The organism is Ureibacillus sp. FSL K6-2830 (genome assembly GCF_038004145.1).
Classification (GTDB): Bacteria; Bacillota; Bacilli; order Bacillales_A; family Planococcaceae; genus Ureibacillus; species Ureibacillus thermosphaericus.
In genome coordinates this window covers 92,421-108,944 of sequence record NZ_JBBOQR010000001.1, presented here as the reverse complement: position 1 = coordinate 108,944, position 16,524 = coordinate 92,421, and the positions used below count along the sequence as shown (strand labels likewise).

The window sequence follows — 16,524 nt, the reverse complement described above, 5'->3', positions numbered from 1 at the left end:
ATTATTGCTACTATGGTTCTCAATATAATTTGTCACTAACCTCGTCGAAGGAGGACGTCTTAAATTGGCTTTACAGACGTCTCTTTTTTTCTAAAAGAGAGGGAATAAAACAGCACGAGTTTAATTTACAACGGATTGGAGGAATTTTATGTTTCAAGAGATGCTCCAAACTTTACCTCAAGTTATAATTGACGGTTTAACACTCGGAAGCATTTATGCTGTTGTAGCACTAGGGTATACGATGGTTTATGGCATTTTACAATTAATCAATTTTGCTCACGGTGAAATTTTTATGACCGGTGCTTATATTGGAACAGCTGTTCTTCTTATTATTCTTGGAATGGGATTTGGTTCATCGATACCGAGTCTTTTATTATTAATCATTGCATTAGTTATAACAGCCCTATGTACAGGTTTACTTGGAATGGGTATTGAAAGAGTTGCCTATCGTCCAGTGAGACGAGCCCCTCGATTAGTTGCCTTAATTACAGCTGTTGGTGTATCTTTCATTCTTCAAGATGTTGTTCGAATAGTTGCTGAAATCTTGACTGGAAATTATATTGTGACAGGACCGTCTTTATTTTCCAAACAAATTACAATACCAGTATCATCATTTTTATCAGTTATTAATGATGCAAGTTTAAAAGTTTCGTTTTTTATAGTGCTCATTTGTGCCATTGGTATGATGATTTCTCTAGATTTCTTTGTCAATAAGACGAAATGGGGAACTGCGATTCGTGCCGTTTCAATGGATCGGGAAACAGCAGCACTAATGTCTATCAATGTAAATAAAGTGATCGCCATTACCTTCTTTATTGGTTCTTCATTAGGAGGAGCAACAGGAGTGCTTTTTGCCATACAATACGGTACGATTGACCCTTACATTGGATTTATTTTAGGGATTAAAGCTTTTATAGCGGCAGTAATGGGTGGAATTGGAAATATTCGTGGAGCGATGTTTGGAGGCTTTTTATTAGGATTAATCGAAATGTTTGCTTCTGCAAATCTTTCTATATTAACAGGTGGCATTTTTGGAGCAGAATATAAAGATGTATTTGCTTTTGCAATTTTAATTTTAGTACTGCTCTTCAAGCCTGAGGGATTGTTAGGAAAAGCAGCAACAGAGAAAGTGTAGGTGATGGAAATGAAAGAAAAATTATCGATGTTATTGCAAAAGAAATCTGTTCAAATTACTTTGTTTACCCTTTTCATCATCGTGACTTCATCCGCATTATACTTCTCTCAAAAATCCGTTGTTTCATTCTTATTATTACTGTCTTCACTATTAATTCTCTACTATATGAATTTAAAGGTCGTGACGAAATGGATAATAGCGTTAGGGTTATTATTCATTCTTATACCATTTGCGTCTAGCGGTGGACCAGCCTTCCATTCTTATATGGAAGTAGCAACAATGGTGGGAATTTATATAGCGATGGCATTAGGATTAAATATCGTCGTTGGGATGGCGGGATTATTAGATCTTGGCTTTGTTGCGTTCTTCGCTGTTGGCGCGTATTCGTATAGTATTTTTGCAACTTCACAGGCATCCAACTTTATGCCTTTTGGTGAATATCCATTAAGTGGTAGTACTTTCTGGGGTTTTTTAATTATCGGTGGTATTATGGCAGCAATTGCCGGAGTGTTAATTGGTGTTCCTGTGCTACGGGTAAAAGGAGATTATTTAGCTATAGTTACTCTTGCTTTTGGTGAGATCATCCGAATTATTTTCAATAATTTAGATAGACCAATTAACTTTACGAACGGTGCTATGGGGATTGCATCCATCACACCCCCAAATCTGTTTGGATTGGAAATTATTTATCCAAATCAATACTACTTTATTGTCCTCTTCATCTTACTATTTACGATTTTTGCAGTAAATCGTTTGGAACATTCAAAAATAGGTCGTGCATGGAAGGCTGTTAGAGAAAACGAAATTGCTGCACAAGCGATGGGTATTCCGTTAGTGAAAACAAAATTACTCGCCTTTGCCTTAGGTGCTTCTTTTTCGGGTATCATGGGCGTTGTATTTGCAGCTAAGCAACAATTTATAGATCCAACAAGTTTTACACTACTAGAATCATTTACGATTTTAGTAATGGTTGTATTAGGTGGAATGGGTAGTGTTCCGGGAGCCATTTTAGGGGCAGCATTAGTAACAATTTTAAATTTGCAAGTATTAACGGAGTTGACGAATTGGCTGAATCAATTAAGTTTACAAGGTGTGATTACAATTCCTGATGCATTAACACCTGCAAAACTTCAACGATTCATTTTTGGGGTGCTACTAGTTATTTTTGCTATCTATCGAACAAAGGGATTAATTCCTGCAAAGAATAAAAAGTTTGACGTAGAACAAATAAAAGAAAGAGCTCAGAAAAAAGCTGCAATATCCAATATAGGTTCGAATGATACAGATCGAGTGCAAGCCTAGGGGGTGTAGCAATGAATATATTAGAAGTTTCCAATTTAACTAAGAAGTTTGGTGGATTAACGGCCAATTCCAATATTTCAATGGCTGTTAAACAAGGTTCCATTACAGCGGTAATTGGTCCAAACGGTGCTGGAAAAACGACATTTTTTAATATGATTACAGGAGTTTATCAACCTACTGAAGGGGAAATTTTACTAGAAGGCAAGTCTATTGTTGGATTAAAGCCAGATCAGGTTGCTAAACGTGGTATCTCCAGAACCTTCCAAAATATCCGTCTTTTCGGGGAAATGACGGTCATCGAAAATGTATTAGTTGGAATGCATACCCATTTAAGAGGAAATCTATTAGGAATTTTTCTTAATCTACCGAATACAAGAAAAGAAGAGTCAGAGGCGGAAGTGGAAGCTTATCGACTTTTGGAATATTTTAATCTGGAACCATTTATAAACGAAAAAGCGAGCAGTCTAAGTTATGGGAACCAAAGAAAGTTGGAAATTGCTCGTGCTTTAGCAACGAAACCGAAATTACTTTTACTGGATGAACCAGCAGCAGGAATGAACCCAAGAGAAACGCGGGAATTAACCGAAGTAATTCAACGGATGGGAAAAGAATTCAATGTAACGGTCATTTTAATTGAACATGATATGAAATTAGTTATGGAAATTTCTGAGCATATTGTCGTTCTTGACCATGGCGAAAAAATTGCGGAAGGTAATCCAGATGAAATAAGATCGAATCCAAAAGTGATAGAAGCCTATTTAGGAAAAGCTGCTTTGGAACTAGAAAAGAGGTGAGTGGAATGACTGTTTTGGAAGTGAACAATATTGAAACCTACTACGGAGCAATTCAGGCATTAAAAGGGGTAAGTTTTCAAGTAGAACGTGGAGAAATCGCTACTTTAATAGGGAGCAATGGTGCGGGAAAATCAACGACATTAAAATCAATAAGTGGTTTAGCAAAAGTGAAAAAAGGAGCAATACTCTACAATGGACAAGATATCACAAACAAACAAGCCCATGAAACAACATTGATGGGAATTAGTCACGTACCAGAAGGTAGAAGAATTTTTGCCAATTTAACAGTGAAAGAAAATTTGCTTATGGGAGCATTTTCTGTAAAAGGAAAAGCAGTAATCGAAGAACGTATGGAAAATGTCTTTACTTACTTTCCAAGATTAAAAGAACGAATAAATCAGAAGGGTGGAACAATGAGTGGGGGCGAGCAACAAATGCTTGCAATCGGTCGAGCATTGATGATGCAGCCTAATTTATTAATGCTTGATGAACCTTCTATGGGACTTGCTCCAATTGTCGTTGAACAAATATTTGAAATCATACTTCAATTGAATGAGATGGGCATTACAATTTTGTTAGTCGAACAAAATGCATATCAGGCATTAAGCATTGCACACCGAGGTTACGTTATTCAAAATGGTGAAATTGTCTTAACGGGAACAGGAAAAGAACTTGCTGAAAATGAAGAGGTAAAAGAAGCATATCTTGCATAAATAAAGATAGTTATTAGTTCAAAAATACATCATTTTTCAATAAAGAAAAATGGTGTATTTTTATATTTAATAATGAATTTAAGGTTATAGTAATAAACAAAATTTAAAAGAATGATTATATAACAGAGGAGGTCAATCATGTATTATCCAATCATGATGAATATAAAAGATAAAAATGTTGTCGTAATCGGTGGGGGACGTGTTGCTTATCAAAAACTAATAGGATTAGAGGGAACAGAAGCAAACTTAACGATAATTAGTCCAACCATTATTCCAGAAATTAAGGAATGGATGAAACACAATAACGCGAAATGGATTGAAAAAACTTTTGAACCTATAGATATTGAACAGGCAAATATCATTATTGCTACAACAAATGATTCAGCTACAAATCATGAAATACGAATCCATAAAAAAGAACATCAACTTTTGTTGCTTGCAGATAATCCGAAAGATAGTGACTTTATTACACCAGCAACCATAAAGAGAGGGAAACTTAACATCTCCATTTCTACTGGCGGTGCTAGTCCTAGTTTAGCAAAAAAAATTAAAAAAGATCTCGAACAACAATTTGATGAAAAATTTGAGGATTATATAGAATTTTTAGATTACGCTCGTCATATCGTTTTAAATCAAATTGCTGATCGTTCATTAAGGAAAAAACTTTTAACCCAATTATTGGATTCCAAATTTTACAATCTTACGGTTGAAGGAGATATAATAAAAAGAAATGAAATATTTAAGGAAATGTTGCAGCAAGTAAAAGGACAATCATTTTAATTCAGAAATAAATATATTATGTAAACTAACGAACAAGTTTCAGGTTGTTCTAAACCAATAGTAGAAAGAACTGATTGATTAAACATTTATTTTACATGAGTTGCTCTCTAAAGATTTCTTAAATAGCCCACACAGCCAATTAACTGAATAGAAGCATACAATGAGGTAAGAAAGGGGGCAAATCGTGTTTGAAAAAATAAAATATTTAATCGGCCAGCCCATCGGTGTTTCGTTTAAAAATGGATTAAGTGTCTCAGGGGTATTATGCAGTGCAAATGAGCATGAAATCTCCTTAATGGAATACTTATATCAAGAAAAATTTATACAAAGACATTATGATTTTCATATGATACAAGGAATATATATGTTCCCAAGCTGTTCGGATGAATATCTAAATTAAACAATCCTCTAGAGATTTTCTAGAGGATTTTATTTTTTGTAACAACGATTCAGAACCTTTTTTGAACTAAGCAATTTTCTGATACAAGCCCTTTCTCTCATTTTATCAACTAGTTTGAAAGCTGTATTATTTCATTTTTATCAAATTATGAATAAAAATGTAAATATTTGGACAATACTTAGTTCGTATTAACAAAAAGTGAATTGCAAGTTTGTTTGTTAAGGAGGACTAAGTATGAAAAAAATTGCAGCATATATGCTTTTATGTTTGACATTGTTTACAACATCATTGACATATGCAAAAGAAACATCAGTGGAAGAAGGGGAAATCGACTTTGTCACCAACATTTTAGGTAATGGAGTGGTGGAAGATGCAATTACACGCCAACTTGCTTTTATGAAAGCCCCACTATTTACTGTATACACTGTGAAGGAAGGGGACAACTTGTTCCGCATTGCATTAAATCATGAAGTACCATTAGATTTATTAATGGAATGGAACGATTTAGACAATACATTGATTCATCCTGGTAAGAAATTGATTATTTACAATGACGAAAAATACAAAAAAGAATACAAACCGATTTCTATTGTAGCTGACACAACGGGTGGCTACTTGCCGAAAAGAGAAACGAAAGCATCACCTACCTCTACTCAGCAAGTGATAAAAGAAGATGAACCGTCATTAAAAGAAATGACTGTTACAGCAACAGCATATACTGCATACTGTGAAGGATGTTCTGGTACCACTGCTTATGGGATAAATTTACGAGAAAATCCACATATGAAAGTAATTGCTGTTGATCCTAACATTATCCCACTCGGTACAAAAGTATGGGTGGAAGGCTACGGTTATGCAATTGCTGGTGATACTGGAGGAGCCATTAAAGGAAATAAAATTGATGTATTCATCCCTTCCCATGATCAAGCAATGCAGTGGGGAGTAAAAAAGGTAAAAATTAAAATTTTAGATTAAACTTTCATATCATCATGAAAAAATAACTCATAAAAAATACACTTCACTTTCAATTATTTAAGAAATGAAGTGTATTTTTTATTATATTGACAATCAAATAAATTATAACAATTGGTCGACTTTTGTCCCCTTAAAGTCATGTTCAATGATTGCATAAAAATGATAAAATAGCACTTCTTATAATAAAGAAAAATCTGCCGAAATTAAAAATGTAAAATAGCAATTAGTTCGTACGAAAATGTTTTATCTAAATAATATTTCTATTATTATACAAAAAGTAACATGGAAAACACTTCTTTTGCTTTTTAAACCTATTTCAGCTATATTAAAAAAGGCAAAGATTAATTCCTATTAATAAAATAGGAATTTTAAATAGATTTAGTTGAATTAGGTGATGAATATTGAAAAATCTACTATTAAATAAGAATGACATTTTGCTTAAAAAAATGCAGTTAATTTCATATAAAGAAAATGAGCAAATTTGTCTTGTTGGCCCAGTAAAACTCCCTGTAAAACAAGATAATTTTGAAGCCACATTCCAGTGGTATACTTGGTTGAAGCTAGATGAACCCATTTCAACAAAGGAAGAAGTGTTAAATTATATTTTAAGTGCGAACTTGCAAGAATCTCAACAATCATCTGTATTGGTTTACGGAGATTTTGAAAATGATGAGGAAGCGCTTATTCGTATGCACAGCATTTGTCATACTGGAGATATTTTCGGAAGTCAACGGTGTGATTGCGGTTATCAATTACATGAATCGATGAAAATGATTGTTGAACATGGATGTGGTGCAATCTTTTATTTAGCGAATCATGAGGGCCGTGGGATTGGATTATTTTCAAAATCATTAGCTTACTTATTGCAAGAAGAAGGTTATGATACAGTAGAAGCCAACCATGCACTTGGTTTTGAAGATGATACAAGGTCCTATGAAGAAGCAATTAAAGTATTAGAGACTCTTCGCAATAAACCTGTAACTTTAATTACAAACAACCCTAAAAAACTGGAAGCGTTAAAACATCATGGTCTATTAGCTGATAAACATATTCCACTTTGGGGCGGCTTAACTGAAACAAATCGTTATTATTTAGAAACGAAAATTAAAAAGGCAGGTCACATACCAGAGAAACAATTGTTTTAGGAGGGGTCATTGTGTTAACGGATCGTGATTACATGGAATTAGCATTAAATTTAGCGCGAACGGCAAAGGGCAAAACAAATCCAAATCCTGTTGTTGGGGCGGTCATAGTAAAAGATGGGGTTATCGTAGGAACAGGAATACATCGTAAAGCTGGAGAAGCCCATGCAGAAGTTCATGCATTTCATATGGCAGGAGAGCATGCAAAAGGTGCCACTTTATATGTCACGCTAGAGCCATGTTCTCATTATGGCAAAACCCCTCCTTGTGCAAATTTAGTGAAAGAGTCTGGTGTTAGCAGAGTGGTAGTGGCGACACTTGATCCAAATCCTCTCGTTGCGGGTAAAGGTGTTGACATCATTCGAAAAGCAGGAATTGAGGTAGAAGTAGGCTTATTAGAAAATGAAGCGAGAAAATTGAATGAACGATTTATTCATAATATGTTGACAAATCGTCCTTTCGTTATTTCAAAATTTGCCATGACATTAGATGGGAAAATCGCAACGCATACTGGACATTCAAAATGGATTTCCGGTGAAGCAGCCCGCCTTGAAGTTCACAAATTACGCAATGAAGTTGATGCGATTTTAGTAGGAATAGGAACCGTTTTAAAAGATAATCCGCTATTGACGACACGATTGCCCAATCAAAAAGGGAAAAACCCAATTCGAGTTATTTTAGACAGTCATTTACAAATTCCGATGGATGCAAATGTTTTAAATGACGAAGCTGAAACAATTATTGTGACAACTACCGGTGCGGATCCAATCAAAATAGCGGAACTTAAAAAGAAAAATGTACATTTTATATACTGTTCTAAAAATGAAAAGGGTATCTGTTTAGATGAAATGTTGGAACAATTATATAAACATGGAATAACAGATGTGTTAGTTGAAGGTGGAGGAGAAATAAACGCCTCGTTTATCAGAGCTGGACTTGTAAATAAATATATTATTTACATTGCACCAAAAATATTAGGAGGGCGCCACTCCATTACCCCGGTAGCTGGTGATGATGTTGATAATATGAATTTAGCGGCAAAAGTAGAAATTGACTCATTCGATAAAGTTGGAGAAGATTTACGAATAATTGCTTATCCAAAACTAGGTGATCAACATGATATTCACTGATATATTGATTGTGGGTGCTGGACCGAGTGGCTCACTACTTGCACTGCTATTAGCAAAGAAGGGGATTTCTGTCACCCTTCTTGAACAACATAAAGAAATTGCAAGGGAATTCCGAGGTGAACATTTGAATGAAGATGGAGAAAATATTTTAAAGAAACATAATCTGTATTCAAAAATTGAAAAACTCGGATTGTTAAAAATAAAAGTTATTGAATATTGGAAAAATGGAAAACTCTTTAAAACAATTCAACCTGAGAAACAAGTTGGCCATTTAGGAATCCATGTTCCGCAAGCACATCTATTATCAGTAATTATCGAAGAAGCAAAAAAATACGAAAATTTTTCTCTCATGACAAATACAAAAGTGATTGATTTACTTAAAGATGAAAATGGTCATTTCATTGGGATTAAAGGGAAAAGAGGTAAGGAAGAAATCCTTATACATAGTTCGATGATTATAGGGGCTGATGGAAGATATTCCACTGTCCGAAAAAAAGCAGGTATTGAAACAATAACACGTAAACATGGCTATGACTTACTTTGGGCAAAAATACCGGCACCAGACAATTGGCAACCATCCATAAAAATGGCTGAAGTAGATGGTTTCCAATTATCATTATTTACCCAAGCTAAGGGTTATGTGCAAATTGGCTGGAACATTGCACAGGGATCCTTTTCGAAAATCCGCAAACAATCTATACAACTGTTTATAGATAAATTGATTCAAGCATTTCCTGAATTAGAAGAATCGGTTCGAAAACATATTACTACTTGGGATGATTTTGTCTTATTAGATGTCTATAGTAATCACACAGAAATATGGAGAAAAGACAATATACTGTTAATAGGTGATGCATGTCATGCGATGACACCAACTGGAGCCTTTGGATTAAACAGTGCTTTAAAAGATGCAGATCGGTTATCTGAATGTATTGATCCCGGAAATATAAATGAATTACGTTTATCCCAATGTGAGAAACAAAGAAAAGAAGAAGTAAAAAAATTACAAAAATTGCAAATAGAAAAGGAAAAAAACTTTTCTACCCAGTTTATTATCATTGGTTAAGAAAGTAGGGGAAAAGTGAAAATCGGTTTTGATATAGATGATACATTGATTAACTTACGAGAACATGCTTTTCATCTTTATAATAAAAAATTAGGAAAACAGATTGATATTGCTCTTTTTTATCAATTAAAAAGAGTGGAAATTCATGAACTTTTCGGGTTAGACGAAGATGAAGGTCATGTAATGTGGAATTCGTTAATGGAAGAAATTTACTTTACAGACTGTCCAGTTTTTGAAGGGGCAATTGATTTTATCCGTAAACTTGAAAAAGAAGGGCATTCCATTTTTTATATCACATCGAGACCGAAAACATATTGTGAAAAAACTCGACAATGGATGAAAAATCGAGGTTTTCCGGTCATTGATGAACATTTTTATTGCGGAATGAAGGATCACGAAAAGATGGAGATCATTCAGAAGCTTAATTTGGATGTTTATTTTGATGATAAACCCGCTGTACTGGAGACATTAACAGATTCCAATACAAAAGTTTATGTAAAGCATCAATCTTATAATGGACATGTTCCTTTCCCTAGAGTATATGATTGGAAAAACTTTAAACTAGAATAATCATTAGCATTGCATAAATATAGTTAGAATTTTCTGTTAATTAATTTTTGTGAATTTGTGCCAAAAAGACAAAACCTAAAGAAAGGTGGCACTGCCCATTTGGTAAATATATACAGTTAAACCAGAGCGACAACGACAAAAGGGAGATTATGGACTGGCTCGCCCATCAAATTTTCGCAACCAAACATAAGCTGGTTTCCACAGAGCTCTCTTTAACCAACGAGTAATTCGAAGTAGAGATTTCTTACTTTTCATCTCCAATTGAATGAGAACATGTAAGCAATACGTGATAAGGGCTAAGAAAATTTGATTTTGAATAGCTGTTTCACTCATTCCATAAAAGTGCTTAATTTCTACGTGTTGCTTGAGCCATTTGAAAAAGAGTTCAATAGCCCAGCGAGATCGGTAAATATCACTTATCTCTTCTGGTTTTAAATCAAATCGGTTGGTGATGAAACGAAGTAAGTTCCCTTTTGTGTCCATAACTTCTAGTAGACGAAAGACATTTTCAGTACGATTTTGTGTGGTACCAATGTAGACCATTTTATCGGATAGAACGTGACAATCATCAGGAAGTGAAAATGTATAGACTTCACGAATGACTGCGTTTTTCTTCAGTCTTGAAACGAAGAAATAGCCATCATCTGTCATCCGATCAAAACGTTCATAGTCCACATAACCGCGGTCAAACACATACATGGCTTCTTTATCATCCACTAGGACTTCGAGTTGATTTCGGTCATGTTCTTTTGCTGTCGTAATCACTGCTTTTTCAGGATAGACGGTGTCTTTATCCATGAAAACGAGCCGTAAGTGTAGCTTTACACCAGCTTTTGTTTTACGGAATTTTGCCCATTTATAATTGGTCAAATTCAACGGGAGTGTACTTGAATCAATGATTTTCAGTGGCATATTCTTTCCGGTTTTATAATGGTACCGTTGAATTTTCCAAACAAGATCCAAGAACAAATTTGCAAGAATTAGTGGGTTGATCTGATTGTTTTTTCGGGATAGCTGAGAGGCACTTATCGATTCAAATCCGAGTGCTTTTTGAAGATCTTCGTCTACAAGTGCATCACTCATTTCCTCTAAGCTCTTAAATTCGAGCAGCTGGGCTACCAATAAAAGTTTAATATAGGCTTCTGTTGTCAGCTTTTTTGTGTAATAGTCCTGTTTCAATTCTTTGACTTGTTCGCTAAGTTTTTGAATATTTATGGGTGAAACCCATTTACCAAATGATGAAATTAGTGTATTCTTGTCCATAACGTTTATCCTTTACGATTGGATTTGGACAGGAACCACCTGTACTTCCATTGTAAAGGATTTTTTTGTTTCGAAAGCAATAAAAAATTGAACATTCTTAGTATTTTGAATCATCAGATTTAATTAGTGCAATGCTAGTGTAGAATAATATTTCCTAAAAACATACAATGGAAAATTTTCATTGTATGTTTTTTTATGGTATTTTAATAATAGGTATATACAGTTAAGAAATATTTTGTCGATATTATGAAGTGTATAGGTAAAAACTCACAATTATACACATTTTTGTAACTTTTTCTTCTACTATACGTTTAAATAATATAGAAGATATCGATGAAAATGTATCAATACATAAATGAAAAGGGGTAATATAAATGAAATTTAAGAAAAAAATTGCCGCATCCATTGCCGCCTGTTTAATCGCTGCTGGTGCTATGTCCGCCAGCGCTAATGAATTTCCATTTAAGGATATTAAAGCAGATGATTTCTATATTGAGCCACTGAAAAAATTTTTAAAGTTTGATTATGTTAAAGGTTTTGATGACAACACATTCAGACCATATCAAAATGTGAATCGTGCACAAGCAGCTTCTTTCGTTGCGAGAACGATGGGGCTTGATTTGGAAAATGTAAAAGACCCTGGATTTAAAGACGTACCAAAGCAATATGGGGATGTTCCTAATCCTCACTATGGAGCAATAGCAAAATTGACTGAGCTCGGTGTATTTGATAAAGGGAAATATTTTAAACCTGGTGAGGAAATCACTCGTGCTGAAATGGCAAAAATTTTAGTAAAAGCTTATGAATTGGAAGCTCCAACATTAAAACGATTTTCTGATGTTCCAGAAAATGATGAAAACTATTCTTACATTGGAACAATCGGATCATTAGGAATTACAGTTAATGAAGGTTTATTTAAACCGAATGATGGAGTAGGTCGTGCTCATCTAATCACATTTATTGCTCGTACAATCGATTTAAAACGTTCTGATGACAAAGAAGATTATTGGGACACATTAAAAGGTTGGGACGATAACGAAGACTCAAATGAAAACAATGAAGAAAATAATAATGACAATGGAAATCAAGGTGGTAATGAACAAGTAGACGATTATATACAACTAGAAGTTTTGAAAAAAGAGATTGAGTTTCACATTACCGATTTAAGAGATGCGAGAAAAGAAGTAGATAAACAACTAGAAAAACTCAATGAAGTGAAAAAAGATATAGGAGATATTGAAGAAATTGAAGAAGAAATCGAATATTTACAAAAGCAAATAGATAAAAAGAAATCAGAAAAAGAGAAAGAAGAAAAACGGAAAGAAGTAGACAAACAGAAAATTAGAGATATCGAAAGAAAAATTGATGAACTCGAAGATGAATTAGAAGACCTTGAAGATTTAATCGACGAGTATGAAGTACAAAAAAATAAATTATCACAGGCTTTGAAAAATCTAGATTCGATAATGAATAATGCAGAAAAGATATTACAGACTGCTAAAGAAAAATATCAAAAAGAATTAGACCAAACAATTATTACTTTTGCATATGAAATAAATAGAGCTAAAAGGGACCACGCCTCAGCATATGCAAAGACATTTGATAAAGACTATTACGAAGAATTGGGAAAAAAGACAAAAAAAGATTTGGAAAAAGTAATTGATAAAGGAAAAAAAGTATTGAAATCTAACGTTTCGTTAAACGAGTTGAAAAGCAAACTGATAGATTTAAATGAAGCAATCATGAAAGCAGAAGATGCTTACGATTCTATGAAAGATGCTGGAGTGGACTTAAAAACTTTAGAAAATGAATTAAAGGATTTAATCAAAACGGCAAGAAGTCTTTCCAATGACATTGAAAAGGAAATTGATAAAAAAGAAGATAACCGTGAAGATTATTTTAAAGCTGAATTAAAAGATGCAATTGATGAATTAGAGGATGCAATTAAAGAATTGGAAAGGGCAGTTAAGGATAAAAAAGGCGTTACTAAAGCTCGTGGAAATGTATCCGATGCTATTGAAGACGCGGAAAAAGTGCTGAAAAATTATCGAGATTCTGGACTAAAGAGCTTACAAAAATACGAAGACCAATTAAAAGATTTAATTAAAAAAGGAAATGATCTTTTTAAATCTTCAAAAGAATTACAATAATTAAAAACGAATGGTCAATAATGGCCATTCGTTTTTCACATTTTGAAGGGGTATCTTTAAAAGGTCAAAACCAAATTAAACTAATTTTAATAAATTTGCGTTCAATAAACGATGTCTAACGAGAATTCCTACCCAAGCAGCAATGACACCTTTCATCATTTCTAACAGTATAAATGGCGCTGCTCCTGCCATGAATGCCGCATACAATGACATATCGGCAACGAATTTTAACCAAATAGTACCAAAGGCAAGCGTGATCATCATTCCCGAAACGTTTGCAATCAAGCCATGGATATAAGTATATCCGAATTTATTTAAATACCATCCCATGAATAAAGCAGTTGGAATAAAGCCAATAATATAGCCACCTGTAGGTCCAACGAGTATTGATAACCCACCAGACATTCCTGTAAATACTGGTAAACCGATAGCGCCTAGTAAACAATAAACAAGTACGCTAAGGGTACCATATTTTAATCCTAATATTGTTACAATAAGCCCGATTGCTAAAGTTTGACCAGTAATTGGAACTAAAGGAAGTGGGATTGTAATTTGAGCTAATACAGCAATGATTGCTGCACCAAAAGCTGTTAATACAAGTCCATAAGTTTTTGTTGAAGTCACCGTCTTCTCCCCTTTGTTAACCTGTTTATATAATTGGTTTACAAAAAGAATAACGAACAATAATAGAAAAGTCAATACGAATTTATCTATGATAATAATAATTAGATAATAATAATTATATTTTCTAAATGCAAATTAAGCAATGAATGTTCACGTAATCCTCGATATATCAATACTTTCAACAATTTTTATAAAACGACAATTATGTAAAATTAGACATAAAATTGAATGGTTTTGGGGTTTGTTGGGGTTGTTGTGGGGTTGTTTAGAGCTATTTTGAGGTTACTTGAGGTTGATTGGGGTTCATCAAAAAAACGGAGAGCATGTGCATAGGAATGAATGAGTTAGTTCAAATATGTAAATAAACAATCCCGGACGAGAGCGCTTTTATTATTTGTTGACATAATTCATAATTTAATCAGTTTTGAATCTCAACAACTTAGTGCCGAAATCAGTTGAGTGGCGCTCTATCCATTTGAATACTTCATCACGTGGGTAACGCGCTTTGATAGCTGTTAGTTTTGGGAAGTCTTTGCGTTGAACAATTTTTCTAACAGTTGGTAACTCAACTTGCAAAATTTCAACTAAATGCTCTTGTTTTAATACTGGTGGATAAGCTTATTTTGTTTGCCCATCTTGTACACCTTTTAAATACGCTCTTTCTACCACTTCAGCGATTTTTAACTCTAATAGTTCTCTTTCTTTAGATTGAATATCTTCTAGCAATTTAGCAAGATTCATTCTAAGTCCTCCAGTTTATGGCAAACTAAAAATGGCTCTTACGCAATTTTGGTGAAGGCCTATAATTTTACTTTTATAGTATAATAAAAGAAAAGGTGTGATGAATGATGAATCGTCAAATCCATTGGTCTTCACCGAATCCTTTCCTAGAAGTTCTGGATATTCAAGAAGAACCATCCTCCATTACCTTTATTGTTCGAAGCACTCATGAATCCTGCCCTTGTCCTCATTGCCAAGTGCCTTCCACACGTCCACACAGCCGATATACACGCATGATTCAAGATTTGCCGATTGCCTGAAAAGCTGTTTCCATCCTGCTTATCACAAGAAAATGGTTTTGCGACCAACCCAATTGCACCCAAAAAATTTTTACTGAACGGTATGATTGGATTTCCAAAAATGGACGCCGAACTTTACGGTCCGAAGAAGTATTACGTAAAATCGCGTTTTCCACCAGCTGCCTCAATGGCGAAAAAGAAGCGAAAGCCCTGTCCCTCCCTGTCAGCCATGACGTATTGCTCTCCCTTATTCGGAAAACGGAGATTCATCAAGAGGTGTCCCCCTTTTATCGGAATCGATGACTTTGCTTTTCGGAAAGGACACAGCTATGGCACGATCATTTGTGATCTGAGCACGCACAAGCCTGTTGCATTACTTCCGGAACGTTATCCGGAAACCATATCAGAATGGCTAAAAAATCATCAAAACATCCAAGTTGTCAGTCGTGATGGCTATCAGGCTTTTCGGAAAGGGATTCAGAACGCTTCGCAAAGTATTTTGCAAGTATATGACCGATGACATTTTGTCCGGGCGGTAAAGAAGCAGATCGATGCTTGCCTCACCTCGATTCTTCCTTCCGTCATCACGTTGGAAAAAGAAGAAACGGACCAACAAACCTTTCCGCATGAAACCAAACTGCAAAGGAGACAAAAAGAAAGAGCCGAAAAGAAATGGATGATGATCAAAAGCATTCAACAGGAATACAAAAAAGGAAAGAAAAAAGCGGAGTTGGCCAGAGAATTTCATATGGATCCCCGAACCATTTCAAAATATCTCAACATAACCGAGATGCCGGTTCAAGTAAAAAGAAAGCGAAAACGGCAAACCGATGGTTTTGAGCAATACATTCAGCAACTCGAACAAGAGGGCAAGACCATCCGTGAAATTGATGCGCAACTTCGTAAATATGGATATACGGGGACACTTTCAGGTGTCCGCGTTGCAGTCGAAAGCATACGAAAAGAAAGAAAACGGCAGGGGATTAAGGAATCTTCCGTTCGAATTTCCAGACGGCAAATGATTTCATATGTTTGGAAACGAAAATCTAGACTTTTAGAAGAGGAACTGCAACTTCTTGAACAATCCTTTAAGATGTACCCATCCCTTCATTCTTTCCACCAAATGGTTCAAACATTTAGAGAAGCATTTGATGAACGGAACTATCCGGCATTTTTCAAATGGTTGGAAAAACAATTGTCTTCTCCAAACAATCATTTATATGATTGTGCACTTCGACTCCGTAGGGATTTACAGTCGATTAAGCTGGCATTTAGTACTTCCTACAGTAACGGAGTTGTGGAAGGCCATGTTCACCGATTGAAGCTGATGAAACGAATCATGTATGGCCGGGCAAAGCTGGATTTACTTGAAAAACGAGTGTTATATCATTTATAAAATGTTTTTTTAAAAAATTAATAAAGAGATGAAGGACTGTACATATATGGTTTCACCAAAAGAAC

At 34.6% G+C, this 16,524-nt stretch carries 18 protein-coding genes and 1 pseudogene; 15 read left to right on the top strand and 4 right to left on the bottom strand.

Annotated features, from left to right (window positions below):
• Nucleotides 1-148 precede the first annotated feature (148 nt).
• The 11 genes from NSU17_RS00530 (at nucleotide 149) to NSU17_RS00480 (ending at nucleotide 10,007) form a co-directional block, all read left to right on the top strand.
• Nucleotides 149-1,135, top strand: a complete 987-nt coding sequence (locus NSU17_RS00530; protein WP_340703997.1) for a branched-chain amino acid ABC transporter permease — start codon at nucleotides 149-151, stop codon at nucleotides 1,133-1,135.
• A gap of 9 nt (nucleotides 1,136-1,144) precedes the next feature.
• Complete coding sequence (locus NSU17_RS00525; protein ID WP_340703996.1) at nucleotides 1,145-2,437, top strand: branched-chain amino acid ABC transporter permease; 1,293 nt, start codon at nucleotides 1,145-1,147, stop codon at nucleotides 2,435-2,437.
• An 11-nt stretch (nucleotides 2,438-2,448) separates the two neighbouring features.
• Complete coding sequence (locus tag NSU17_RS00520; RefSeq protein ID WP_016837803.1) at nucleotides 2,449-3,231, top strand: ABC transporter ATP-binding protein; 783 nt, start codon at nucleotides 2,449-2,451, stop codon at nucleotides 3,229-3,231.
• Nucleotides 3,232-3,236: 5 nt separating this feature from the next.
• Entirely contained in the window at nucleotides 3,237-3,944 is a 708-nt protein-coding gene (locus NSU17_RS00515; RefSeq protein WP_340703995.1) for an ABC transporter ATP-binding protein, read from the top strand.
• Between the two features lie 138 nt (nucleotides 3,945-4,082).
• Nucleotides 4,083-4,724: a precorrin-2 dehydrogenase/sirohydrochlorin ferrochelatase family protein gene (locus NSU17_RS00510; RefSeq protein WP_096551025.1), complete on the top strand. Its 642-nt coding sequence runs from the start codon at nucleotides 4,083-4,085 to the stop codon at nucleotides 4,722-4,724.
• Nucleotides 4,725-4,908: 184 nt separating this feature from the next.
• Complete coding sequence (locus NSU17_RS00505) at nucleotides 4,909-5,124, top strand: hypothetical protein (protein WP_016837806.1); 216 nt, start codon at nucleotides 4,909-4,911, stop codon at nucleotides 5,122-5,124.
• 234 nt (nucleotides 5,125-5,358) lie between these two features.
• A complete protein-coding gene (locus NSU17_RS00500; RefSeq protein ID WP_340703994.1) occupies nucleotides 5,359-6,099 on the top strand; it encodes a 3D domain-containing protein in 741 nt (246 codons plus the stop codon).
• A gap of 446 nt (nucleotides 6,100-6,545) precedes the next feature.
• The gene (locus NSU17_RS00495; protein WP_050988840.1) at nucleotides 6,546-7,244 is read left to right on the top strand and encodes a GTP cyclohydrolase II; all 699 of its coding nucleotides are present in this window, start codon (nucleotides 6,546-6,548) and stop codon (nucleotides 7,242-7,244) included.
• Between the two features lie 11 nt (nucleotides 7,245-7,255).
• A complete protein-coding gene (gene ribD / locus NSU17_RS00490; RefSeq protein WP_340703993.1) occupies nucleotides 7,256-8,371 on the top strand; it encodes a bifunctional diaminohydroxyphosphoribosylaminopyrimidine deaminase/5-amino-6-(5-phosphoribosylamino)uracil reductase RibD in 1,116 nt (371 codons plus the stop codon).
• Nucleotides 8,358-9,437 carry an FAD-dependent monooxygenase gene (locus NSU17_RS00485; RefSeq protein WP_340703992.1) on the top strand — a complete coding sequence of 360 codons (1,080 nt, stop codon included), beginning with the start codon at nucleotides 8,358-8,360 and terminating at the stop codon, nucleotides 9,435-9,437. Before ribD ends, NSU17_RS00485 begins: the two co-directional genes overlap by 14 nt.
• A gap of 15 nt (nucleotides 9,438-9,452) precedes the next feature.
• Nucleotides 9,453-10,007, top strand: a complete 555-nt coding sequence (locus NSU17_RS00480) for a 5' nucleotidase, NT5C type (protein WP_339288527.1) — start codon at nucleotides 9,453-9,455, stop codon at nucleotides 10,005-10,007.
• 147 nt (nucleotides 10,008-10,154) lie between these two features.
• Here NSU17_RS00480 and NSU17_RS00475 read toward each other — a convergent pair whose 3' ends face one another.
• Nucleotides 10,155-11,270 carry an IS4 family transposase gene (locus NSU17_RS00475; protein WP_096549683.1) on the bottom strand — a complete coding sequence of 372 codons (1,116 nt, stop codon included), beginning with the start codon at nucleotides 11,268-11,270 and terminating at the stop codon, nucleotides 10,155-10,157.
• Nucleotides 11,271-11,644: 374 nt separating this feature from the next.
• Here NSU17_RS00475 and NSU17_RS00470 point away from each other — a divergent pair, with 374 nt between their 5' ends.
• Nucleotides 11,645-13,420, top strand: a complete 1,776-nt coding sequence (locus tag NSU17_RS00470) for an S-layer homology domain-containing protein (RefSeq protein ID WP_340703991.1) — start codon at nucleotides 11,645-11,647, stop codon at nucleotides 13,418-13,420.
• Nucleotides 13,421-13,495: 75 nt separating this feature from the next.
• On the opposite strand, the gene NSU17_RS00465 is transcribed toward NSU17_RS00470, so the two are convergent.
• From NSU17_RS00465 to NSU17_RS00460, 3 genes and pseudogenes are all read right to left on the bottom strand, one after another.
• Nucleotides 13,496-14,044: a biotin transporter BioY gene (locus NSU17_RS00465; RefSeq protein ID WP_016837813.1), complete on the bottom strand. Its 549-nt coding sequence runs from the start codon at nucleotides 14,042-14,044 to the stop codon at nucleotides 13,496-13,498.
• A 414-nt stretch (nucleotides 14,045-14,458) separates the two neighbouring features.
• A pseudogene (locus tag NSU17_RS15885) lies at nucleotides 14,459-14,626 on the bottom strand (hypothetical protein); the annotation flags it as partial.
• Nucleotides 14,627-14,662: 36 nt separating this feature from the next.
• A complete protein-coding gene (locus NSU17_RS00460) occupies nucleotides 14,663-14,785 on the bottom strand; it encodes a hypothetical protein (protein WP_340703990.1) in 123 nt (40 codons plus the stop codon).
• A gap of 104 nt (nucleotides 14,786-14,889) precedes the next feature.
• Here NSU17_RS00460 and NSU17_RS00455 point away from each other — a divergent pair, with 104 nt between their 5' ends.
• The 3 genes from NSU17_RS00455 (at nucleotide 14,890) to NSU17_RS00445 (ending at nucleotide 16,459) form a co-directional block, all read left to right on the top strand.
• Complete coding sequence (locus tag NSU17_RS00455; RefSeq protein ID WP_340703989.1) at nucleotides 14,890-15,084, top strand: transposase family protein; 195 nt, start codon at nucleotides 14,890-14,892, stop codon at nucleotides 15,082-15,084.
• Complete coding sequence (locus NSU17_RS00450) at nucleotides 15,077-15,583, top strand: transposase (RefSeq protein WP_340703988.1); 507 nt, start codon at nucleotides 15,077-15,079, stop codon at nucleotides 15,581-15,583. The genes NSU17_RS00455 and NSU17_RS00450 overlap by 8 nt, the downstream gene beginning before the upstream one ends.
• A 159-nt stretch (nucleotides 15,584-15,742) precedes the next feature.
• Nucleotides 15,743-16,459: a transposase gene (locus NSU17_RS00445; RefSeq protein WP_445684065.1), complete on the top strand. Its 717-nt coding sequence runs from the start codon at nucleotides 15,743-15,745 to the stop codon at nucleotides 16,457-16,459.
• The last annotated feature ends 65 nt before the right edge of the window (nucleotides 16,460-16,524 follow it).